Annotated in this window: 22 protein-coding genes; 12 read left to right on the top strand and 10 right to left on the bottom strand. The window is 72.0% G+C overall.

All coding sequences use genetic code 11. The annotated features are described in order from the left end of the window. Positions 1-146 precede the first annotated feature (146 nt). Together ACEYYH_RS19500 and ACEYYH_RS19505 are read left to right on the top strand one after the other, a co-directional pair. Complete coding sequence (locus ACEYYH_RS19500; protein WP_374975949.1) at positions 147-2,246, top strand: ATP-binding cassette domain-containing protein; 2,100 nt, start codon at positions 147-149, stop codon at positions 2,244-2,246. Then, positions 2,243-3,061, top strand: coding sequence for an ABC transporter permease (locus ACEYYH_RS19505; protein ID WP_374975950.1), 819 nt, complete (start codon positions 2,243-2,245; stop codon positions 3,059-3,061). Before ACEYYH_RS19500 ends, ACEYYH_RS19505 begins: the two co-directional genes overlap by 4 nt. A 63-nt stretch (positions 3,062-3,124) precedes the next feature. On the opposite strand, the gene ACEYYH_RS19510 is transcribed toward ACEYYH_RS19505, so the two are convergent. Next, entirely contained in the window at positions 3,125-3,589 is a 465-nt protein-coding gene (locus ACEYYH_RS19510) for a hypothetical protein (RefSeq protein ID WP_116195508.1), read from the bottom strand. A 104-nt stretch (positions 3,590-3,693) separates the two neighbouring features. Between ACEYYH_RS19510 and cofG the strand changes: the two genes are divergently transcribed. The 5 genes from cofG (at position 3,694) to ACEYYH_RS19535 (ending at position 10,031) form a co-directional block, all read left to right on the top strand. After that, a complete protein-coding gene (gene cofG / locus ACEYYH_RS19515) occupies positions 3,694-6,282 on the top strand; it encodes a 7,8-didemethyl-8-hydroxy-5-deazariboflavin synthase CofG (protein WP_374975951.1) in 2,589 nt (862 codons plus the stop codon). Then, the gene (locus ACEYYH_RS19520; protein ID WP_374975952.1) at positions 6,279-7,748 is read left to right on the top strand and encodes a flavin-containing monooxygenase; all 1,470 of its coding nucleotides are present in this window, start codon (positions 6,279-6,281) and stop codon (positions 7,746-7,748) included. Before cofG ends, ACEYYH_RS19520 begins: the two co-directional genes overlap by 4 nt. A 10-nt stretch (positions 7,749-7,758) precedes the next feature. Next, on the top strand, positions 7,759-8,769 hold the full coding sequence (fgd, locus tag ACEYYH_RS19525; RefSeq protein ID WP_374975953.1) for a glucose-6-phosphate dehydrogenase (coenzyme-F420): 1,011 nt from the start codon (positions 7,759-7,761) through the stop codon (positions 8,767-8,769). Positions 8,770-8,867: 98 nt separating this feature from the next. Continuing rightward, a complete protein-coding gene (gene cofC / locus ACEYYH_RS19530; protein ID WP_374975954.1) occupies positions 8,868-9,503 on the top strand; it encodes a 2-phospho-L-lactate guanylyltransferase in 636 nt (211 codons plus the stop codon). A 96-nt stretch (positions 9,504-9,599) separates the two neighbouring features. Further along, on the top strand, positions 9,600-10,031 hold the full coding sequence (locus tag ACEYYH_RS19535) for a cupin domain-containing protein (RefSeq protein ID WP_374975955.1): 432 nt from the start codon (positions 9,600-9,602) through the stop codon (positions 10,029-10,031). A gap of 10 nt (positions 10,032-10,041) precedes the next feature. Here the strand turns inward: ACEYYH_RS19535 and ACEYYH_RS19540 are convergent, their stop codons facing one another. From ACEYYH_RS19540 to ACEYYH_RS19570, 7 genes are all read right to left on the bottom strand, one after another. Further along, positions 10,042-10,785 (bottom strand): sulfite exporter TauE/SafE family protein, encoded by a 744-nt coding sequence (locus ACEYYH_RS19540; RefSeq protein WP_374975956.1) that lies wholly within the window; start codon positions 10,783-10,785, stop codon positions 10,042-10,044. Between the two features lie 2 nt (positions 10,786-10,787). Then, positions 10,788-11,801, bottom strand: coding sequence for a 2-phospho-L-lactate transferase (gene cofD, locus ACEYYH_RS19545; protein ID WP_374975957.1), 1,014 nt, complete (start codon positions 11,799-11,801; stop codon positions 10,788-10,790). Between the two features lie 7 nt (positions 11,802-11,808). Next, entirely contained in the window at positions 11,809-12,657 is an 849-nt protein-coding gene (locus ACEYYH_RS19550) for a uroporphyrinogen-III synthase (RefSeq protein ID WP_374975958.1), read from the bottom strand. Between the two features lie 190 nt (positions 12,658-12,847). After that, entirely contained in the window at positions 12,848-13,147 is a 300-nt protein-coding gene (locus tag ACEYYH_RS19555; protein WP_116195501.1) for a hypothetical protein, read from the bottom strand. After that, complete coding sequence (locus tag ACEYYH_RS19560; protein ID WP_116196957.1) at positions 13,137-13,538, bottom strand: phage holin family protein; 402 nt, start codon at positions 13,536-13,538, stop codon at positions 13,137-13,139. The genes ACEYYH_RS19555 and ACEYYH_RS19560 overlap by 11 nt, the downstream gene beginning before the upstream one ends. Positions 13,539-13,542: 4 nt before the next feature. After that, complete coding sequence (locus ACEYYH_RS19565) at positions 13,543-13,932, bottom strand: hypothetical protein (protein ID WP_116195500.1); 390 nt, start codon at positions 13,930-13,932, stop codon at positions 13,543-13,545. A 99-nt stretch (positions 13,933-14,031) separates the two neighbouring features. Continuing rightward, positions 14,032-15,513: a protoporphyrinogen/coproporphyrinogen oxidase gene (locus ACEYYH_RS19570; protein WP_374975959.1), complete on the bottom strand. Its 1,482-nt coding sequence runs from the start codon at positions 15,511-15,513 to the stop codon at positions 14,032-14,034. 51 nt (positions 15,514-15,564) lie between these two features. On the opposite strand from ACEYYH_RS19570, the gene ACEYYH_RS19575 reads away from it, so the two are divergent. Continuing rightward, positions 15,565-16,149, top strand: a complete 585-nt coding sequence (locus tag ACEYYH_RS19575) for an HhH-GPD-type base excision DNA repair protein (protein ID WP_374975960.1) — start codon at positions 15,565-15,567, stop codon at positions 16,147-16,149. A 13-nt stretch (positions 16,150-16,162) separates the two neighbouring features. Then, positions 16,163-16,585, top strand: a complete 423-nt coding sequence (locus ACEYYH_RS19580) for a DUF1801 domain-containing protein (RefSeq protein ID WP_374975961.1) — start codon at positions 16,163-16,165, stop codon at positions 16,583-16,585. A gap of 172 nt (positions 16,586-16,757) precedes the next feature. Here ACEYYH_RS19580 and ACEYYH_RS19585 read toward each other — a convergent pair whose 3' ends face one another. Then, on the bottom strand, positions 16,758-17,216 hold the full coding sequence (locus tag ACEYYH_RS19585; protein WP_374975962.1) for a GNAT family N-acetyltransferase: 459 nt from the start codon (positions 17,214-17,216) through the stop codon (positions 16,758-16,760). A 118-nt stretch (positions 17,217-17,334) separates the two neighbouring features. Between ACEYYH_RS19585 and ACEYYH_RS19590 the strand changes: the two genes are divergently transcribed. Together ACEYYH_RS19590 and ACEYYH_RS19595 are read left to right on the top strand one after the other, a co-directional pair. Beyond that, positions 17,335-17,802 carry an NfeD family protein gene (locus ACEYYH_RS19590; RefSeq protein WP_374975963.1) on the top strand — a complete coding sequence of 156 codons (468 nt, stop codon included), beginning with the start codon at positions 17,335-17,337 and terminating at the stop codon, positions 17,800-17,802. A gap of 61 nt (positions 17,803-17,863) precedes the next feature. After that, positions 17,864-19,378 (top strand): flotillin family protein, encoded by a 1,515-nt coding sequence (locus ACEYYH_RS19595; protein ID WP_374975964.1) that lies wholly within the window; start codon positions 17,864-17,866, stop codon positions 19,376-19,378. A 240-nt stretch (positions 19,379-19,618) separates the two neighbouring features. On the opposite strand, the gene ACEYYH_RS19600 is transcribed toward ACEYYH_RS19595, so the two are convergent. After that, positions 19,619-20,401 carry an SDR family NAD(P)-dependent oxidoreductase gene (locus ACEYYH_RS19600; protein ID WP_374975965.1) on the bottom strand — a complete coding sequence of 261 codons (783 nt, stop codon included), beginning with the start codon at positions 20,399-20,401 and terminating at the stop codon, positions 19,619-19,621. 62 nt (positions 20,402-20,463) lie between these two features. Here ACEYYH_RS19600 and ACEYYH_RS19605 point away from each other — a divergent pair, with 62 nt between their 5' ends. Then, positions 20,464-21,075: a TetR/AcrR family transcriptional regulator gene (locus ACEYYH_RS19605; RefSeq protein ID WP_374975966.1), complete on the top strand. Its 612-nt coding sequence runs from the start codon at positions 20,464-20,466 to the stop codon at positions 21,073-21,075. Positions 21,076-21,178 lie beyond the last annotated feature (103 nt).

Genomic DNA, 21,178 nt, shown 5'->3' on the forward strand with positions numbered 1-21,178 from the left:
CGCAACGTTACCGGCCGCGCCAACTTCTCCCACGCTGAGACCGGATTTCCGCCAGGATGGGACGCAGTTCTGCATTGAGTCCGCAATGGAGCGGCCCCGTACATTGCCCCGCGGGGTGTCGCCCACGACCGACGAGAGGGTTCGGCATGCCCGGAGGCCAGTCGCTGGAGTTCTCAGCTGTCACGAAGCGCTTCGGCGCCGTCACGGCAGTCGCAGGTCTCACGGCTCGGGTCGAACCGGGAAGGGTCACCGGATTCCTCGGCCCGAACGGCGCCGGCAAGACCACAACGCTCCGGGTGCTCCTCGGCCTCGAGAAGCCGACCGACGGCCACGCCACGATCGGCGGCAAGCGCTACGCCGAGCTCGACAAGCCGCTGCAGACGGTCGGCGCCGTGCTCGAGGCATCCAGCTTCCATCCGGGCCGCACCGCCGCCGCGCACCTCACGATCTACGCGCAGGCTGCCGGACTCGCGAAGACGCGGGTGGGCGAGGTTCTGGACCTCGTAGGACTGACGGATGCTGCGAACCGCAAGGTCGGCGGATACTCGCTGGGCATGCGCCAGCGCCTCGGCCTCGCGTACGCGCTCCTGGGCGACCCGGGCGTGCTGGTGCTCGACGAGCCGGCCAACGGACTGGATCCCGAGGGCATCCGCTGGATGCGCGGGTTCCTCCGCCAGCTCGCCGGCGAGGGCCGGACCGTGCTCGTCTCATCGCACCTGCTCGCCGAGGTGCAGCAGACGGTCGATGCGCTGCTGATCATCTCGCGCGGACGCCTGGTGTTCGAGGGCGGGGTCGACGAGCTGACGGACCCGCGCGAGTACGCCACCGTCGTCGACTCCCCGGACCGCGCCGCGCTGGCGTCCGCGCTGAAGGCCGCCGGCGTGCCGTTCGAGGTGCTGCGCTCGGGCCTCACCGTGCGCGGCGTCGACCCGACCGCGGTCGGCGCGGCGGCCGCCGCCGGCGGCGTCGCGCTGTCGGCGCTGCACCGCCGCGGCCCGGCGCTCGAGGAGGTCTTCCTCGACCTCGTGAACGGCACGCGCATGCATCCGAGCGCGGCCGGTCATGCCGTGACCACGGATGCTGCGCCCTCGGCCCCGCCCGCAGAACCCGCCGCCTCCGAATCCGATGAGGCGGCCGAATCAGCGCTCACGGCCGCCGAGCTCGACGCCGAGGCGACCGCCGCCCCCGGAGCCGCCACCGCACTGGCTGCTGCCGCCGGCGCCGCCTGGGCCGCAGAGCGCGACGCCTCCCCCCGCTCGTTGAGCGAGCGAGGAACGCGCTCGTTGAGCGAGCCTGCGAGTCGAGACGCAGAGATGAAACGCCCTGAGCCCGGCACAGACACCGAGCCCGAGACCGGCACGACGCCGGCCCCCGTCGCCTACGCGGTCGCGAGCACCGGCGTGATCGACATCGTGCCCTCCGCAGCGCCCGAAGACGCCGACCCCGACGTCGAGGCCATCGGCCAGATCGACGAAGAGCTCTCGGCTGAGCCCGAGGGGGCGCCGATGTCCGAGGAAGAGGCGGCGGCGGCGGCCGAGTCGGCGCCCGAGCCGGAGCCCGAGCCGGCGTCGGAGCGCGAGCCTGTGCTCGAGCCCGAGCCCGAGCCTGAGCCTGCGCCCGAGCCCGAAGTCGCGCCCGAGGCTGGGTCCGAGCCCTCGCCCGAACCCGAACCCGCCCCCGCCGCGGCCGATCCGTGGGCGCCCGAGGACGCGGATCCCGACGTCGACGCCATCGGCGAGATCGACGACGAGCTCTCCGCCCCCGAGCCGCCCGACGCCGACGACGACCGCCCGTGGGAGCACTACGTCAAGACCGACTCCGACATCGAGGCCGACGCCTTCTTCGCCGCCTTCGACCACACCGACGCCCCCGACGGCGAATCGAACCCCGACGCCGAGCCCGAGCGCAAGCCCGAGCCCAACGCCGACCCCGAGCGCAGGCCCGAGCCCAACGCCGAGCCCGAGCGCAAGCCCGAGCCCAACGCCGACCCCGACGCCGAGGCCGACCCCGAGCGCAAGCCCGAGCCCGAGCCCGAGCCCGAGGCATGGGTACCGCCGGAGGCCGAGCCCGAGGCATGGGTACCGCCGGAGGCCGAGGCCTTCGAGGACGCGGTCGCCCACACCCCGCCCACGGACGCCACCGAACCACCGCACGAGTCCGGGGACGAAGCATCCGTCTCCTCCGAAACGGATCGGGACGCCGACGCCGTCACCGCACCCGCCGACGAGGAAGGAGGCGACCGATGAGCCTCACCGCCGCGACCCGCGCCGAGAGCACGAAGCTCTTCTCGACGAGCATCTGGTGGATCCTCGCGATCGTCCTGTTCGCGTACGTCGCCTTCACCGCGGCGGCGCTCGGCTTCGTCTACGCGGCCGCCGCGACCGGGGCGCTTCCCGGGAACGCGCCGCCGCTGCCCGAGGAGGGCCTCGCCGCGACGCTGTACAGCACCGCGACCACCGTCGGCTACGTCTTCCCGCTGCTCGTCGGCACGCTGATGGTGACGGCGGAGTTCCGTCACAAGACCCTGACCCCGACGTTCCTGGCGACGCCTCGCCGCGGCCGTGTGCTCGTCGCGAAGCTCGCCGTCGGCGTGCTGATCGGCGTGGTGCTCGGCGTCATCGGCATCGTCGCGGCGGTCGGCACGTCGGCGGCGTTCCTCGCGGGCTTCGGCCTCGAGACCGACATCACCTCGCCCGACACCTGGGCGATGCTCGGACGGATGCTGCTCGCCTACGTCCTCTGGACGCTCATCGGCGTCGGCGTCGGCGCCCTCGTGCGCAACCAGGTGGGCGCGATCGTCGGCGTGCTGGTGTTCACGCAGTTCATCGAGCCGATCGGGCGCACCGCCGCCGCGTTTGTCGAGGGGCTCTCGGATGCCACGCGCTTCCTCCCGGGCGCGGCGAGCGATGCGCTGGTCGGTGCGAGCGTCTACACGGCGACCATCCCGCAGGGCTCGGCAGATCCGCTCGAGTGGTGGGCGGGCGGGCTCGTGCTGCTCGGCTACGCGATCGTGTTCGTGGTGCTCGGCCACCTGGTGAGCTGGCGCCGCGACGTCAGCTGAGGCTCCCGCCCCCGGTCGTCGAGCGAGCTTGCGAGTCGAAACGCAGAGTCGAGACGCGAACGATCAGACGGCGGGCGCGGGTGCCGGTGTCTTGCGCCCGCGCGGCTTGCGCTCGGGAACGACGGGGATGGTCCCGGTCTCGGCCGCGATGTCGACGACGTCGGTCGGCTCGGCGGCGACCTCGACGCGCAGCGCCTGAACGAGGGCGAGGCCGTGGCGCGTGGTCAGGATGACGCGCTGATACTCGGGGTGGCCCTCGAGGTCGATCACGACACTGGGCCGGTGCCGGCGGATGATCGCGAAGTCGTCGCCGCCCGCTGAGCGCCACGTGCCCATGGCGACGATGCCGCGCACGTGCGTGCCCGGGCTCGGGACGCCGCGCAGCCACGTCCACGCGTCGTCGGTGAGCTGCACCTTGGTGATCGTCGAGCGCTCGATGACGACATTCCCCTTGCGGAATGCCAGGGCGCGCTCGGACACCGACAGCACCACTTCGAGCTGCGTCGAGTCGAGCAGCAGGGTCACCATGTGCCCAGTCTGCCAGCGCGAGCGGGTGGAACCGGCCTCATTTGCTTACGGGAGGGCAACGATCCTTCGCCCCCGGCACCCGTGTGCGGTGCAAGACTGGATCGGTGACCGTCGTGTCCCCCTCCGTCACCGCGTCTCCCGCCGCGGCCTCACTCGCCGCCGTCGACGCCGCGCTCGACCGCGCCGCAGCGGGAGCCCGGCTCGATGCGGCCGACGCCGAGACCCTGCTCGGCGCGACCGGCGCGCGGTTCGAGCGTCTGCTCGAGATCGCCGGTGATCTGCGCGACGCAGGGCTCGCAGCATCCGGTCGCCCTCGTGTGATCACGTACTCGCGCAAGGTGTTCGTGCCGCTCACGACGCTGTGCCGCGACCGCTGCCACTACTGCGTGTTCGTCGACACCCCCGGTCAGCTCCTCAAGAAGCACAAGCCCGCGTACATGTCGCCCGAGCAGGTGCTCGCCGTCGTGCGGCAGGGCCAGGCGATGGGCTGCAAAGAGGTGCTGCTGACCCTCGGCGACCGCCCCGAGGAGCGCTGGCCCGAGGCGCGCGCATGGCTGGACGAGCACGGGTTCGCCTCGACGATCGCGTACGTCGCGCACATCGCGCGTCTGGTCACCGCCGAGACGGGGCTGCTCGCACACGCCAACCCGGGGGTGATGAGCGCGGAAGAGCTGCGGATGCTGCGTCCCACGGCGCCGTCGATGGGCATGATGCTCGAGACGACCTCGCGCCGGCTCTACGAAGAGCCCGGGCAGGTGCACTTCGGCTCGCCCGACAAGGACCCGGTCGTGCGGCTCGCGGTGATCGACGCCGCTGGGCGCGAGCGCGTACCGTTCACGACCGGCATCCTCGTCGGGATCGGCGAGAACGTGCGCGACCGCGCCGAGTCCCTCGTCGCGATCCGCGATGCGCACGAACGGCACCAGGTGGACGGACAGGGCCACGTGCAGGAGGTGATCGTGCAGAACTTCCGCGCGAAGCCCCGCACCGCGATGCAGGGTGCGCCCGACGCGGAACTGCTCGAGTACGTCACCGCTGTCGCGGTCGCCCGGCTCGTGATGGGGCCGCGGATGCGGATCCAGGTGCCGCCGAACCTGTCGGACGCCACGGAGTTCGGCCTGCTGGTGCGCGCCGGCGCCGACGACTGGGGCGGCGTCTCGCCGCTCACCGCCGACCACGTCAACCCCGAGCGCCCGTGGCCGCACCTCGACGACCTCGCCCGCATGACGGCCGAGCTCGGGTTCGAGCTGCGCGAGCGGTTGACCGCCCAGCCCGAGTTCGTGCTCGACGGTGAGACGTGGATCGACCCCGCCCTGCGGCCGGCGGTGTCGGCGCTCGCGGATCCCGCCACCGGCCTGGCCGCAGCATCCGTCCCGGCCGCCCTTGCGGCGAATCGCGGCGGTTCGACCGAGTCGACACGTTCCACGCGCACGCAAGACCGCGACTCGGCGGCAACGCCTCGACTCAATGCCGCCCAGCGAGACCTCGCGGGGGCCGACCGGGAAATCCTGGACCCTGCGGCCGTCCCCGCGGGGGGCACGGCGAATCGCGACGTTTCGACCGAGTCGACACGTTCCACGCGCACGCAAGACCGCGACTCGGCGGCAACGCCTCGACTCGAAGCCGCCCACGGCCGGCGCGGCGCCAAGCGGCTCGCCGAGACGGCGGCGGCCGACCCGCTCGCGCTCGACGACGCCGAGTGGGTCGCGCTCCTCGAAGCCACGGGCGAGGACCTCGACCTGCTCGCGGCGACCGCCGACGACGTGCGGCGCTACACCGTGGGCGAAGCCGTCACCCTCGTGGTGAACCGCAACCTCACGTCCACCGGACTCCGTGCGGCCCCGACCGACGACCCCGCAACCTTCACCCTCGACGACGTCCGCGCGATCGCGGCGGACGCCTGGGACCTCGGCGCCACCGAGCTCTGCGTGCAGGGACTCCTCCCCGCGTCGGAAGACGCCTCGGCCTACCTCGACATCGCGCGGGCGGTGAAGGCCGTGGCTCCCGGCATCCATCTCCATGCCTATCGTCCTCAGGACGTGCGCGACCTCGCCGACCGCTCGGGTCGCGGCCTCGAGGGCGCCCTCGCCGCGATGCGCGAGGCCGGCGTCGACACGGTGCCCGGCACCGGCGTCAAGGTGCTGAGCGAGCGGGTGCGGCAGCTCGTCGCGCCGACCGACCTCGAGATCGACCGCTGGGTCGAGGCCATCACCGCGGCGCACCGCGCCGGGTTCCGGTCGACGAGCGTCATCTTCTACGGACACGTCGAGACCGCCGAAGAGCGCATCACGCACCTGCGGCAGCTCCGCTCGATCCAGGACGAGACCCGCGGCTTCAGCGAATTCGTGCCGATTCCGCTGCCCGGTCCTGCGGGCGGCGTTCCCCTCATCCCCGGCCGCGGACCGCTCGACGAGCACCGCGCCATGGTCGCCGTCTCGCGATTGCTGCTGTCGGGCAGCATCCCGCACGTCCAGATCCCGTGGACGCGCGTCGGGCGCGAGGCATCCGTCGTCCTGCTGCAGTGCGGCGGCGACGACCTCGGCGGCACCCTGCTCGACGGTCGCGTGAAGCCGGAGGCCGGCATCGAGCACGGCCTCGAACTGCCCGTGACGGATGCCTCGGCGATGGTCGCACGCCTGTTCCGGCCGTTCCGCCTGCGCACCACGACCTACGGTCAGGTGGGCCCGCGGTGACCCGCGTCGAGGTCGCGATCGTCGGCGCCGGATTCGCCGGCATCGGCGTGGCGGCGGCGCTGCGCCGGGCCGGCCGCGACGACTTCGTCGTCCTGGAGCGGGGGGCATCCGTCGGCGGGACCTGGCGCGACAACACGTATCCGGGCATCGCGTGCGACGTGCCCTCGCACCTGTACGGGTTCGCGGCGCACCCCAACCCGACCTGGTCGGGCACGTATGCGAAGGGCGCGGAGATCCACGCCTACCTCGAGCACGTCGTCGATGCCGAGGGCCTGCGTGACCGGCTGCGGCTCGACACCCCCATGCGATCGGCCCGATGGGATGCCGCGCACGACGTGTGGCGCATCCACACGCCCGGGGAGACCGTCGTGGCCGACGTGCTGGTGCTCGCGTGCGGGCGACTGACCGAGCCGACGATCCCCCGGATCGCCGGACTCGAGCAGTTCCCGGGGCCGCTGTTCCACTCGGCCCGGTGGGATCACTCGGCCGAGCTCGCCGGCGCGCGCGTCGGCGTGGTGGGCACCGGAGCCAGCGCCGTGCAGATCGTGCCGGAGCTCGCCCGCACCGCCGCGCACGTGACACTCTTCCAACGCACCCCCGCGTGGATCGTGCCCCGCGGCGGCGACGACTACTCCGACGCGGACCGCGCCCGGTTCGCCACGACGCCGCAGGCGCTCGAGGCGCTCCGCGCCGACCTCTACGCGGAGGGCGAGGCGCGCTTCGCGTCACGGTCGGGCGACTCCGCCGCTGCGTCCGAGGCCGAGGCCGTGGCGCTCGCGCACCTCGAGCGCCACGTCGCCGACCCCGCGTTGCGGGCCGCCCTCACTCCGGACTACGCCTTCGGCTGCAAGCGCGTGCTGCTGTCGGACGACTTCTATCCGGCCGTCGCGTCCGACGCCGTCTCGCTCGTGAGCTCGGCCCTCGCCGAGGTGGAGGGCTCGACGCTCGTCGCCGCGGACGGCAGCCGTCACGCGGTCGACGCGCTCGTCCTTGCGACCGGGTTCGCCTCGACGCGGCAGCCCTACGCGGACCTCGTCGTCGGCGAGGGCGGCGTGACGCTCGCCGAGCACTGGTCGGGGGGCATGACGGCGTTCGCGTCAACCGTCGTCGCCGGGTTCCCGAACCTTTTCGTACTCAATGGCCCGAACGCCTCGCTCGGCCACTCGTCGTCCGTGCTCATGATCGAGGAGCAAGCGGGCTACGTCACCCGTGTCCTCGACGCACGCGCCGGTCGCGCGCTGCGCGTCGACCCCGAGGCTGAGCGAGCCTACACCGACGAGATCGCGCGGGCCGCGGCATCCACCCGCTGGATGACCGGCGGATGCCGCAACTGGTACGTCGACGAGCGCTCGGGTCGGCTCGCCCTGCTGTGGCCCGGAACCGTGGATGCCTTCCGGGAGCGGCTCGCCCGCGCCGACGGCTCTGAGTTCCTGCCCTCGCCCGAACCCGCTCCCCTGCACCGCTGAGAGGAAACCCATGCCCGTTCCCCTGCGCTTCGGCTACAAGGCCTCGGCCGAGCAGTTCGGCCCGGCCGAACTGCTCGACTACGCGATCCAGGCCGAGGAGGCCGGGTTCGACTCGGTCTTCATCTCAGACCACCTGCAGCCGTGGCTGCACGACGGCGGGCACGCCCCGGCATCCGTCCCGTGGCTCGGGGCGCTCGGCGCGAAGACCTCGAAGGTGCTGATCGGCACCTCGGTGCTGACGCCGACGTTCCGCTACAACCCGACCGTCGTCGCGCAGGACTTCGCGACCCTCGGCGTGATGTACCCGGGGCGCGTGATCCTGGGCGTCGGCACCGGCGAGGCGCTCAACGAGGCGAACCTCGGCATCACCTGGCCCGACCCGCCGGAGCGTTTCCAGCGGCTCAAGGAGGCCATCGGACTCATCCGCCGGCTGTGGTCGGAGGACCGCGTCAACTTCGACGGCACCTACTATCACGCGCACAACATCACGATCTACGACAAGCTCCCCGAGCCCGTGCCGATCTACATCGGCGCCGCCGGCCCCGCCGCGACGCGACTCGCGGGCCGCATCGCCGACGGCTTCATCACGACGTCGGGCAAGAAGCGGGAGCTGTACACCGAGACCCTGCTGCCCGCGCTGCATGAAGGGCTCGAGAAGGCCGGCCGTCCGGCCGACGCCATCGACACGCTGATGGAGATCAAGGTCTCGCTCGCGGCGACGCTCGACGAAGCGCGCGAGAAGACCCGCTTCTGGGCGCCGCTGGCGCTCACCCCCGAGGAGAAGATGGGCGTCGACGACCCCATCGAGATGCAGCGCCTCGGCGAGGCGCTGCCGATCGAGCGTGCGGCGTCGCGGTTCATCGTTTCGGACGACCCCGACGAGCACGTCGAGCGCATCGGCTGGTACATCGGCCTCGGGTTCCGCCACCTCGTCTTCCACGATCCGGGCCACGACCAGGGCGCCTTCCTGCGGATGTACGGCGAAGAGATCCTCCCGCGCCTGCGCGCGAAGTACGCGTGACCCCGCTGTTCCGCCGGCGGGGTCGCAACTCCTCAGATTCAGTGGCGCCACCGCTCAGTTCGACCGCACCGACCCCGTCACGCGCGAAAACTGAGGAGTTGCCGTCGCCGCGGTGGGTCGTGGTGGTGCCGGTCAAGCCCTCGGCCCGCGCGAAGTCGCGGCTCGAGGTCGACGGCGTCGGCCGCGCGGATCTCGCCCGCGCCATCGCCCTCGACACCCTCGCGGCGGCGAGCGCGTGCGAGCTCGTCGCGCAGGTCGTGGTGGTGACCGACGATGCCGCACTCGCCCGCGAGGCCGCGATGATCCCGGCGCTGCGGTTCGTCCCGGAAGGCGACGCGCGCGGACTCGACGCCGCGGTAGCCGCAGGCGTGGCTGCCATCGATCCGGGAGGACGGATGCCGCGCGCCGCCCTTCTCGGCGACCTCCCGGCGCTGCGACCCGCCGACCTCGCGGACGCACTGCGGGCCGCAGCATCCGTCCCCCGCGGCGTCGTTCCCGACGCGGAGGGCACCGGCTCGACACTCGTGACGGCCGGAGTCGGCGTCGAGTGGGAGTCGTCGTTCGGCGATGGCTCGTTCGCACGGCATGTCGCGCTGGGGTGCCAGGCCCTTCGGATTCCGGATGCCTCGACCCTGCGTCGCGACGTCGACACCGCGGCCCAGTTCGAGGTCGCTCGGGTCCTCGGCCTGGGTCAGCGCACGGCTGCCCTGGTGGAGGCCGTCCGCCCGACCTGACCGCAGGTAACCGAACTGCCCCCTCCGCCCGGACAAAGGCGGGCGGATCCCCGCCATCCGGCGCTATCGCCCGCTGCACGCGAATAGCGTGAGGGTATGAGCGACTACCAGGTGCTGGAGATGGGCGGGCTCGACGCGTGGCGGGCGCACTACGGCGGGTTCACGCCCGACCGCTCGCGCGACGGCCGCCGCGTCGTCGACCACGACATCACGATGCAGTACATCGGCATGACCGCGAACGCCTTCGAGCCCGGTGAAGAGGCGGGCTACTGGCACTCCCACGCGCGCGTCGAGGAGCTGTACGTCTTCCTCGCCGGGCGCGGGCAGATGGGGCTGGACGACGACGTCGTCGACGTCGGCCCCGGCACCGTCGTGCGGGTCGGGCAGGGCGTATTCCGCACCTGGCGCGCGACGCCCGACAGCCCCGAGCAGCTGCGGTGGCTGTGCATCCGCGCTGGGGGCACGGAGCTTCCCCACCTTCCCGACGACAGCACGCGCGACAACGACCGCCCCTCTCCCTGGGGGTGAATGCGGCGGATCAGGCGACGAGCAGGTAGACCGCGCCGACGATCGTGAAGACGATCACGAGCTTCTCGAAGACCGACTGCGGCATGCGGTCGGCGAGCCAGCGGCCTCCGAGCGCGGCCCCGACGACGAGTGGCACGAGCACGAGGTCGATAAGCAGTCCGGGGACGGTGATGATGCCGATGCCGATCGAGAACGGCACCTTGAAGAGGTTGACGATCGCGAAGAACCAGGCGGCCGTGCCGAGGAACGCCTTCACCTCGAACCGGGCAGCGAGGAAGTACATCGACATCACCGGCCCGGCGGCGTTGGCGACCATCGTGGTGAAGCCGCCGAGCGTGCCGTAGGTCGCGGCGGCGACGCGGTGCGAACCGCCGGTCTCCACTTCTGCGACGAACCGGCGGCGCAGCAGGGTGATCGCGATCACCGCGAGCAGGATCACGCCGATCGACTTCTTGACCCACACATCGTCGGCGAACCACAGAAACACCACGCCGAGCAGTACGCCGACCACGACCGCGGGCGCGAGTCTGACCAGGGTGCGCCAGTCCGCGTGCCGGCGGTACATGGTCACGGCGAAGATGTCGGCGACGATCAGCAGCAGGAGCAGGACACCGGTCGACTGCTTCGCCGGGAGCACGGCCGCGAAGATCGCGACGGCGATCGTGCCCGCGCCGGGCACGGCGGTCTTCGACAGGCCCACGACGACGGCGCCGATGCCGAGCAGAGCCCAGGCCCACCACGCGAGTTCGGGCACGTTCAGACTCCGGCGGCGGCGAGCGCCGCCTCTCCGAGCGCGGTCTGGCGCTCAGCACTCGCGCTGAGCGACGAGGGAGCCGAAGCGTCCGTCATCCAGAGCGGGCGGACGAGCGGACGGATGCCGAGTCCGGCGACGTCGACCGCGAGAGCATCGTCCTCTTCGGCGAGGAGCCACGTATCGAGCAGCCCTCCGCTCGCGCGGCTGCCGTACAGAGCCGCCACGGCCGCAGCGGAGGTCTCGACGCCGATCGCGGTGAGGCACACGTCGGCCATGCCGCGCACGACCTTGCCGCCGATGATCGGCGAGACGCCGACGATGGGTGCCGGCGTCGAACACAGCGCCTCGCGCACGCCCGGCACGGCGAGGATGGGGCCGATCGACACGACCGGGTTCGACGGGGCGAGCAGCACGGCGTCGGCCTCGGCGATCGCCTCCGCGACCCCGGGGGCTGCGGAGGCCGCCTCGATGCCGGGATTCTCGAACCTCGCCGGGGCGAGGGTCGCGCGGTGGCGGGTCCACCACTCCTGGAAATGCAGGCGCGTGCCGTCGTGGAGCACGACGATGGTGTCGACCTCGGTGTCGGTCATCGGCAGCAGTCGCGCGCCGAGGTCCCAGCGGTGCGACATGCGCTCGAGCACGTCGGTGGGCGTAAGACCTTCGCGCAGCCAGCCGGTGCGGGCGAGGTGCGTGCCGAGGTCGAGGTCGCCGAGGGTGAACCAGGGCCAGCCGGCGCCCCACTCCTGCAGCTCGTGGTTGACGCGCTCGCTGTCGCCCTGGCGGCCCCAGCCGCGCTCGGCGTCGTTGACGCCGGCGAGCGCGTACGTGATCGAGTCGACGTCGGGCTGCAGTCGCACGCCCGACAGCCAGATGTCGTCGCCGGTGTTGACGACGACGGTGAGGGCGGCGGCGGTGTCGTCGACACCGCGGGCGCGCAGCGCGCCGCGCACGCCGAGGACGAACCGGGAGCCGCCGACGCCGCCCGCGAGCACGACGATGCGGGGCGTGCCGGTCACGGGGGCGTCAGTTCCGGGTGTCGAGCCCGCCGAGACGCGGAATCATGCCGGTCTTCGGGGCGAACTCGTCGGCCGCGTGAGGGAGGGAGAACTTGCCGACCGCGTCGATGAGGGCGTCGACGGTCTGGGCATCGGCGATGACGTCGACGTCGAGGCCCGCGCGACGCGCGTCCTTCGCGGTGCGGGGGCCGATCGCGGCGATGAGCGTGGTCTCGGGGATCACGGGGAACTGCTCGTGCACCTGCTGCGCGACCGAGCCGCTGGTCACGAGGATGGCGTTGATGCGGCCGGACTGGACGTCTTCGGCGATGCGCTCGGTCACCGGCACCCCGACGGTGCGGTAGGCGACGACGCTGCGGACGCGGTGCCCCGCCTCGGTGAGCATGCGGGTGAGGACCGGCTTCGCGATCTCGCTGCGGAGGGTGAGGATGTCGCGGGCCTCGGGCTCGAGGGCGATCAGCTGCTCCGCCATGCCGGCCGCCGAGTTGTCCCGCTCGGGCACGAGGTCGACACGGTAGCCGACGGCGAGGAGCGCCGCCGCCGTCGTCTCGCCCACCGCGGCGACCTTCGTCGTCGCCGGGACGACGGCGCGATACGCGTAGAGGACATCGACCGTGGTTGCACTGGTGACGGTGAGCCACTCGAACTTGCCGGCGGCGAGGTCTGCGAGCGCCTGGTCGAGCGACGCCTGGTCGTTCGTGGGGGCGAAGTTGATGAGCGGAGCGATCACGGGCGTCGCGCCCTGGCGGCGCAGAGTCGCTGCAACACCGTCGCCCCAGGGGCCGCCACGGGGCACGAGAACGCGCCAGCCGGTCAGGGGTTTGACGGACTGCTGCTGTGCTGCGGCGGTGTTCATAAGGGGGTCGACTCTCGATGATGCTCAGTCGGCCGCCCAAAAAGAAGATCGAGGCAGCCGATGCGCGATTCGAATCGGGTTCGCGCGATCGGCAGCTAACGCATCATTGCACTGCCTTGCCTCCCGAGCATACCCCCGATCGCGAACGGCGTTACCCCGCTCAGGGCGGGGAGCGGGAATGCCGGCCGGATCAGCGGGTATAGAGACGCACGAAGCCCCAGACCGCCGCCCCCACCGCCGCAGCGCCCGCGATGACGGCGACCGCGGTCAGCGCGGGGTTGCGGCGGTTGAACGCTCGGGCCCGCTCGATGCCGTCGTCGACGGCACGCTCGACGCGACGCGGGACGTTCGCCTTCTCCTCGATGGCGGCGAGCGCCGCCTTGAGCTCGGTCCTCGCCTGTTCGACGGGATCGTTGATCCCGAGGGGCACAGCGGTGCGAGGCAGCGCGACGGAGTTCTTCGACAGCGGCACGGGCGCGTCAGAGCTCATCGCGCACCTCCTTCACGTCCAGGGCGATCGATTGGACCGGGTTGCGGCGCTCGCCGATCCGGCGGAAGTAGAGGACCCCGATGATCGCGAAGACCGCCGTGACGATCAGCATCGCGAAGAACACGACGAGGGCCGACAGCCACACGGGCCACCACGACGACAGCCCCGCGATCACGAACGTGCCGAACACCGGGACGGACCAGAACAGCACGAACAGCGCGGCGAAGACCCAGAGGGCTCCCCATCCGCCGTCCTTCGCGGTCTTGGCGAGCCAGGCCTTCGCGGCGTCGATCTCCGCGATGACGAGGTTGCGGACCAGCTCCGGGATCTCTCCCAGGAGGGTGAGCAGACTGTCGTCCGCGCGGTCACGGAAGCCGCGGGGGGTGGTCATCACGTCAGGCCCCGCCGCGCCCGTTCTCGGAGGCGTCGTCGATGGCGTCGTCGACAGCGTCCTTCACGGCCTTGGCGGAGGTCTGCGCCGCCTTGCCCACGTCGTCGGCCGAGTCCTTGCCGACCTTGATCGCCGCATCGAGCTTCTGGCCCGCGGTTCCCTTCGAGCCGGCGGCCTGCGTGACCTTCACAGCCGACTCCCACAGCGTCGACGGCAGCGCCATGGCCTGGGACTTCGCGAAGTCCTTCACCTTGCCGACCTGCGTCTGCACGGGCTCGGTGTTCCACACCTTCAGCCACTGCGTCTTGATCTGCTCGTAGCGCTCACGACCCGCGCGCGTACCGAGCACATACCCGATCGCGAGTCCGACGACGAGTCCAGCCTTGCCCTTCATGAGGTCTCCTCACGCTCGGTGTGACCTGACGACCTTCCCAGGGTAGCCCTGTATGCCGATTCCGGCATCCGCCCTTGACAGGGCCCGCACTGGGAGGGTTCATTCCGCCGCCGCGGCACCCCACAGCGCATCATGACGAAGTCGATCCGCTTCTTCCTGCGCGTCGGCGACGACCTGCGCGAGGCCGCTTCCCGACAGCCAGGCGCCGACTGCGGCGAGCCCCGGCGCGCGGGCGATCGCCGCGCGGGCGGCGTCGGTGCGATGGCGCCGGCCGAGGGTCGACGCGGGAGGAACGAGGGTGTACGCATCGCGACGCGCGCCGGCGATCCGGCCCTCGTCGAGCTCGACACCGAGGAGGACGGATGCCTCGGCCGCGGCCATCACCGCGGCATCGGCGTCGGACAGTCCCTCGGTCGCGGGCGCGATCCCCGGGGCGCCGAAGGCGACGCGCAGCACGTGGCGCCCCGCGCCCGCCTCCTGCGCGAGCCACTCCCAGCGAGCGGTCTCGTGGACCAGGCCGGTCGCGCGTGAGGCGCCGGGGACCGCGTGGACATGGGCGCCGCGCGGCGCCGTATCGAGCTCGGGGCCCTCCACCACCAGCGTCACGACGTCGCGGGCGATGCCTGCGGCGGCGACGTCGGCGAACTCGGGGGCGCCGAGCGCAGCGGCCAGGAGCGAGCGCGCCGTGCTCTCCTCGGTCGCGACGATCACCGCGTCGGCGTGCAGCCGATCCGGGGCGGCGGCCGCGATCGTCGCGAGCTGCACCGTCCACCGCCGGTCGCTCCGGACGAGAGCCGTCGCCATCGCTCCGGTGTGGATCGCGACCTCGCGCTCGGCGAGCCTGTCGGCGAGCGCAGCCGTGAGCTGCGGCATCCCCCCGCCCAATCCCTCGATCGACGAACCGGGAGCATCGACGCGCACATCGGCGACGGCGCCGCCGAGCCACCCGGTGCGGGTGAGGGCGTTGCTGAGTCCGGGGGCGGCGATCTCGACGTCGACGTCGACGGGGTCGAGACCGAAGCGGTCGATGGTGAGGGGTGCCACCAGGCGGTCCAGGACCTTGTCGCCCATCCGGCCGTGCACGAGGCGACCGAGGCTGCGCTGCGTGCCGATCGTGAGCGGCGGGCGGAGGCGGTCGATGTACGCACGCCACGTGCCGTCCCAGCCGATGATCCGGCGCACGCTCTCGTCCCACGGATTGGCGGGGATGCCGAGCACCTGTTCGACGGGCAGCGGCGCCGCGGCGCCCTTCGGCAGACCCGCGATCCACTCGCGGTCGTCGCGCGGGCGCACGATCGCAGCATCCGGGAGCACCTCTTCGGCGAGTGCGCGCACGGCGCCGCCCCGCGTGGACCAGCAGGTGACGCCGGTCTCGAGGTCGAGTCCCGCGATGCGGGCGGACCCGATGATGCCGCCGAGGCGGTCGGATGCCTCGACGAGCGTCACCGCCATGCCGACCTTGGCGCACTCCCAGGCGGCGACGAGTCCGGCGATGCCGCCGCCGATCACGACCACCCGCGTCTCACGGGCGTGGTCGACGAGTTCCTGGAACGGCTCCGCGGGGACGGTCACGGCATCCATCCTCCCACCCGCGAACTGTGACGCCCGGGGCCGCGGTGGGAGACTGGGCGCATGACGCTCCACATCACGGGCGACGACGCCGCCGACCGCCTGCTCACCGACGACCCGCTCGCGCTGCTGATCGGGATGCTGCTGGACCAGCAGGTCGCGATGGAGACGGCGTTCGCCGGACCGCTCAAGATCTCGGAGCGCGCGGGGACGCTGGATGCCGCGGCGATCGCGAGCTTCGACCCCGAGGCGTTCACCGAACTCTTCAAGGCGACGCCGGCGGTCCACCGGTTCCCCGGGTCGATGGCGGCCCGCGTGCAGGCGCTGTGCGCGGCGGTCGAGCAGGACTGGGGCGGTGACGCGTCGGCGATCTGGACGCGCCCCGCGGCGGATTCCGACGCGGCGCCCGATGGCGCGACCGTGCTGAAGCGACTCAAGGCGCTGCCGGGCTTCGGCGAGCAGAAGGCCAGGATCTTCCTCGCGCTGCTCGGAAAGCAGTACGGCTTCACCGGCGCCGGCTGGCGCGACGCAGCCGGTCCGTACGGCGACGAGGGCTCGTTCCGGAGCGTCGCCGACATCGTCTCGCCGGAGTCGCTGACGAAGGTGCGCGAGCACAAGCGCGCGATGAAGGCTGCGGCCAAGAGCTGACGCGGGGCGCTCGATGAAGAAGACCGGAGGGGATGTCGACGAGTTCGTCGCCGCCGTGCGGCCGGCGAAGCGCCAGCGCGACGCCGTGACGATGATCGAGCTGCTGCGCGAGGTCACCGGCCGGGAGCCCGAACTCTGGGGCACGATCATCGGCTTCGGCTCGTGCCACTACCGTTCGGCGGCCGGGAGCGAGGGCGACGCCCCGATCGCCGCATTCTCCCCGCGACGCGAGTCCACGACGGTGTACACGCTGCGCACCGCAGCGCACGGTGAGCGGCTCGCGAAGCTCGGCCCTCATGACACGGGCGTGAGCTGCCTGTACCTCAAGGATCTGGACCAGGTCGACGCCGAGGTGCTCCGCGAGATCGTCGCCGAGGACTACCGCTGCGTGCTCGCGGGCGAGACCGGCGAGATGACCTACACCGTCACGGACTGACCGCCCTCGGCCCAGCGCTCTCGAGGGGCCTTCAGAAGGGGGCTTCGCCATCGTAGGGTGCGGCGAGGAGTCGGGTGAAGATCGTGGAGGCACGAACTGCGCGGCGGAGAGCGGTTTGTCGACGCAGCGGCGTTGGGACATCCAGTGGCGGCCATCGCCGGGGCGCCACTCGTCAGCCGCGATCCAGCGGTCTCGACCACGCCATCTCGCGACCGAGCTGACCTGTCTGCCGGAACAGCTGCACCTGGTGGGTGTCCGCCAGCACCAGCGCGAGCTCCTCGCGATCGGCGGGTGCGAAGTCCAGGATCCGCCAGAACGGTCCAGAGCGGCGGCTGAACAACCAGGCGGTCGTAGCCCCTTCATCTGCGGCTCGGTCCAAAGCGAAGCGCGCCAGCGCCGTACCGCTCCCCCGCGACCGTCGCGTCGGGCTCACCGCGACGCTGCGGATCAGCACATGCCGACCGTCCGCGCTGGACTCGTAGCCCGCGCTGCCGACGATCGCGCCCATCGGGTCGCGCTCGAGCCAGAGCCGAACACTCGGCGCATCCAGGCCGCTCAACGTCAGATCCGCGTCGGTCAGGAAGGCCGTCAGTGCCACGACTTCGGTCGGCCCGCACCCCTCAAGCTCCACGCCGCCAGTCAATCATTCGGGTTCTCCACATCCCGGCCAGGACTGGACACCAGGTCCCAACCGCTGGCTAGGGTGGGGGGAACCCGCCCGGCCCGCCCCACTCGCCTGGAGACAGATCATGCTGCCGTTCCTCATCGTCGGAGGCGTCGGCCTCGCCGTGCTGCTGATCTCGCTCATCGTCGGCGACATCTTCGATCACTTCGACATCGGCGACGGCGCCATCTCAGGCACCGCCCTGGGCATCGCGGCGGTCGTGTTCGGGGCGTCCGGCGCCCTCACCACCACGAACGGGCTCGACACCGTCTGGGCGTACGTGCTCGCCGCCGTGCTGGCGGTCATCGCCTACGTCATCGCCGTGGTCCTCGTGAAGCGCATCACGAAGAGCTCGGACGGGGTACCGGCCTCGGCGCTGGGCCTGTCGGGCGTCACGCGCTCCACGGTCTCGCCCGCGGGCGGCGAGGTCAGCCTCGACGGTCCGCACGAGGTCGAGCGACGCCTCGCCTACGCGGACGACACCATCGCCGAAGGCGTGCGCGTGCGCGTCGTCGAGCACTCCGGCACCCGCGTCAAGGTCGTCGCGGAGTAGATCCCCACCGCGGTCCGGTCCGGGAACACCGGGCCGCGGCATCCAACGAGAAAGGTCGTCCATGACGAACGAACTCATCCAAGTGATCGCCGCCATCGCGCTCGTCGTGGCGGTGCTCGGGCTCATCACCTTCATCGCACGGCGCATCCGTCGCGTCCCCCCGAACGAGGCGCTCGTCATCGTCGGGCGCGGTGCCGGGCGCCCGGCGCCGGGCGAGACCGGCAGCGGCCAGCGCGTCGTGATCGGCGGCCGCACCTTCGTATGGCCGATCCTGCAGCAGGGCTTCTCGATCTCGCTCGAGCAGCGTCAGATCGGCATCACGGTCGAGGGCGTCGACAAGAACCGCATCAAGATCGCGATCAAGGCGTCGATCAACTTCAAGGTCTCGGGCACGGAGGACGGTGTGCGGCGTGCGGCACAGCGCTTCCTGTCGCAGCAGGACCTGCTGACCGAGATCATCAAGGAGTCGCTCGAGGGGTCGCTGCGCTCGATCGTCGGCGACATGACGATCGAGCAGATCATCTCCGACCGCAAGAGTCTCTCCGACCGCGTCGTCGCCGAGACCAAGGCGGACCTCGTCGAGCAGGGCCTGCAGGTCGACCTCCTCAACATCAGCGACATCTCGACGCCCGGCAGCGACTACCTCGCGAACCTCGGCCGCGCCGAGGCCGCCCGCGCCCGCCAGGTCGCCGAGATCAGCGAGGCAGAGGCATCCCGCGCGAGCGAGTTCGCGCGCATCGAGGCGTCCGAGCAGATCGCCGAGCGCCAGAAGGCCCTCGCCCTCAAGCAGGCCACGATCAAGGCCGAGACCGACCGCGCGAACGCCGAGGCGCAGGCCGCGGGCCAGCTCGCGACCGCCGAGCAGGACAAGCTCGTCGCCGTGCAGGAGCGCGAAGCGCTCACCGAGCAGGCGCTCGTGACCCAGGAGCGTCTCGACATCGAGATCCGCAAGCCCGCCGAGGCCGAGGCGTACGCCGAGGTGCAGCGCGCGACCGCTCTGCGCGACGCGGCCAACGCCGCGACCGAGGCCGACGCGTTCAAGCGCACGAAGATCGCGGAGGCGAACAAGGTCGCGGCCGTGCAGGACGCCGAGGCATCGGCCGCCGCCGTGCGCTTCGCCGGTGAGGCCGAGCGCGACAAGCAGGTCGCCCTGGCCGCCGGTATCAAGGCCGAAGGTGAAGCGCGGGCCTCGGCGATCCAGGCCGAGGGTCTCGCCGAGGCCGCGTCGACCGACGCCAAGGCCCTCGCGCTGCAGAAGTACGGCGAGGCCGCGCTCGCGCAGGAGATCATCTCGCGTCTGCCCGACATCGTGCGCGCCGCGGCCGAGCCGATCGCCTCGATCGACAAGCTCACGGTGGTCTCGACCGACGGCGCGTCCGAGATGACGAAGACCGTCGGCCGCGTGCTCGGCGAGGGCACCGAGGTCGTGAAGGGCCTCACCGGCCTCGACCTCACCACGCTGCTGCAGGCCTTCGCGCTGAAGACGGCGGGAGCGGATGCTACGGCCCTCGCCGACGGCGCGGGCACCGCTGCGAAGAAGGCGGCGAAGGACGCCGCCGCCGCGATCGGCGGCTGACCCCTTCTCGGCGAAGCGCCCGGTCCGCCGAGGGCCGGGCGCTTCGCCGTTTCCTTCGCCGTCCGGTGCGGCTGGCTTGCGCCGGCAGGTCGATGCGAGCCCTGCCGGTCGGCGGCGACTGCGGCAGTTTCCTGCGAGTGCTGCGTCATACGACGGCACACTCGCCGCAAAGTGCAGCACTCGGGTGGCTGTCGGGGTTCGACGGCCGTCGCCGGGGACTGGAGCGTCGCCCGCCGGAGCCTACTTCAGCACGCGGCCGCTCACCGCGAGCGTGAGCCGTCGCGGCATCACCCGCGCCGCCCAGGCGCCGAAGGCGTTGGCGCGACCGGAGACGACGCTCGGCGGTACGTCGTCGCGATCGAGCCGACGGAGGGTCAGCTCGACCACCTGCGCCGGCGTCTGAAAGCGCCCGACGGCCGCGTCGGCGCCCGTGATGTCGAAGAACTCGGTGCGCGTCGCCCCCGGGCTGACCGCGATCACGCCCAGCCCCGAGCCCTTGGTCTCGTGCGCGAGGGCCTCGGTGAAGCTCAGCACGAACGCCTTCGTCGCCCCGTACACGGCCATGTTGGGGCATGGCTGGTAAGCGCCCGTGCTCGCGATGCCCACGAGCGCGCCTCGCCCGTCGGCGATCATCTCCGGAAGCACCTCGCGGGTGATCGCGACGAGTGCCGCGACGTTGACCTGCACCATCTCGCCGATGCGCGCGGCGTCGGCCTCGGCGAACGCACCCTTCATGCCGAACCCGGCGTTGTTGACCAGGGTCTGCACGCGGATCCCCCGCTCGTCGAGTTCCCGCCGGAGGGCGGCCGCGGCATCCGGTCGCGTCAGATCCAGGGCGATCGGCGTCGCACGCACCCCGTGGTCACGGGTGAGCCGGTCCGCCAGATCGCGGAGCCGGTCCTCGCGGCGGGCGACGAGCACGACGTCGGCGCCGCGGGCGGCCAGCTGCGTCGCGTACTCGACGCCGAGTCCGGCGCTGGCGCCGGTGATGAGCGCGGTCGTGCCGCGGTGGTCTCTGGTCATGGCAACCAATGTAGACACTGACAGCATTGTTGTCAATGCCAACATCACGCTAAGGTGGGAACGTGACGGAGCGTACTTACCACCACGGCAACCTGCGCGCCGCGCTCCTTGAGCGTGCATGGGACGCCGTCGACGCAGAGGGCGCCGACGCCCTGTCGCTGCGGCAGCTCGCACGTGACGTCGGGGTCAGCCACGGGGCATCCGCTCGCCACTTCCGCGACAAGCAGGCACTCCTCGATGCCCTTGCGGTCGAGGGGTTCGCACGCCTCAACGCCGCGCTCGGCGCAGCGGTGTCGGGCGATGCACCGTTCGCCGACCGGTTCCACGCCGCCGGCGACGCCTATGTGAGCTTCGCCGTGCGGCACCCCGCGATCCTGCGCACGATGTACACCGCGAAGCACCACGAGGCGGCGTCCGCCGAACTGATAGAGGTCAGCCACGTCGCGATGCCCGCGCTCGTTGCGCTCATCACCGCCGCGCAGGAGGCGGGCGAACTGCCGCCGGGCGCGGCCGAGGAAGCCGCCGTCGTCGCCTTTGCGGCAGTCCACGGCGTGGCGACGCTCGCGACCGACGACCTGCTCGACGGCTTTCCCTGGCAGGACGCCACCGCCGCCACCATCACCGCCGTGTGGCGCGGGCTCGTCTCGGCCGGCTCATCGACCCGAACCGCCTGAGGCGACGCACGTGCCGCGTCCCGACGGGTCGCGGCATCCGTCTCCCGGATCAGGAGATCTGGCGACGACAGGACGATCCACGCCGACATGCCCTGCCTCCGCC

This window comes from Microbacterium trichothecenolyticum (genome assembly GCF_041938625.1).
GTDB lineage: Bacteria > Actinomycetota > Actinomycetes > Actinomycetales > Microbacteriaceae > Microbacterium > Microbacterium trichothecenolyticum_D.

Bases quoted from the DNA above. Each gene is read 5' to 3' on its own strand.
- ACEYYH_RS19600 (WP_374975965.1), bottom strand. From the start codon at position 20,401: ATGACCAGAGACCACCGCGGCACGACCGCGCTCATCACCGGCGCCAGC.
- fgd (WP_374975953.1), top strand. From the start codon at position 7,759: ATGCCCGTTCCCCTGCGCTTCGGCTACAAGGCCTCGGCCGAGCAGTTC.
- ACEYYH_RS19550 (WP_374975958.1), bottom strand. From the start codon at position 12,657: ATGAACACCGCCGCAGCACAGCAGCAGTCCGTCAAACCCCTGACCGGC.
- ACEYYH_RS19500 (WP_374975949.1), top strand. From the start codon at position 147: ATGCCCGGAGGCCAGTCGCTGGAGTTCTCAGCTGTCACGAAGCGCTTC.
- ACEYYH_RS19535 (WP_374975955.1), top strand. From the start codon at position 9,600: ATGAGCGACTACCAGGTGCTGGAGATGGGCGGGCTCGACGCGTGGCGG.
- ACEYYH_RS19565 (WP_116195500.1), bottom strand. From the start codon at position 13,932: ATGAAGGGCAAGGCTGGACTCGTCGTCGGACTCGCGATCGGGTATGTG.
- ACEYYH_RS19575 (WP_374975960.1), top strand. From the start codon at position 15,565: ATGACGCTCCACATCACGGGCGACGACGCCGCCGACCGCCTGCTCACC.
- ACEYYH_RS19560 (WP_116196957.1), bottom strand. From the start codon at position 13,538: ATGACCACCCCCCGCGGCTTCCGTGACCGCGCGGACGACAGTCTGCTC.
- ACEYYH_RS19570 (WP_374975959.1), bottom strand. From the start codon at position 15,513: ATGGATGCCGTGACCGTCCCCGCGGAGCCGTTCCAGGAACTCGTCGAC.
- ACEYYH_RS19555 (WP_116195501.1), bottom strand. From the start codon at position 13,147: ATGAGCTCTGACGCGCCCGTGCCGCTGTCGAAGAACTCCGTCGCGCTG.
- ACEYYH_RS19580 (WP_374975961.1), top strand. From the start codon at position 16,163: ATGAAGAAGACCGGAGGGGATGTCGACGAGTTCGTCGCCGCCGTGCGG.
- ACEYYH_RS19595 (WP_374975964.1), top strand. From the start codon at position 17,864: ATGACGAACGAACTCATCCAAGTGATCGCCGCCATCGCGCTCGTCGTG.
- ACEYYH_RS19590 (WP_374975963.1), top strand. From the start codon at position 17,335: ATGCTGCCGTTCCTCATCGTCGGAGGCGTCGGCCTCGCCGTGCTGCTG.
- ACEYYH_RS19510 (WP_116195508.1), bottom strand. From the start codon at position 3,589: ATGGTGACCCTGCTGCTCGACTCGACGCAGCTCGAAGTGGTGCTGTCG.
- ACEYYH_RS19505 (WP_374975950.1), top strand. From the start codon at position 2,243: ATGAGCCTCACCGCCGCGACCCGCGCCGAGAGCACGAAGCTCTTCTCG.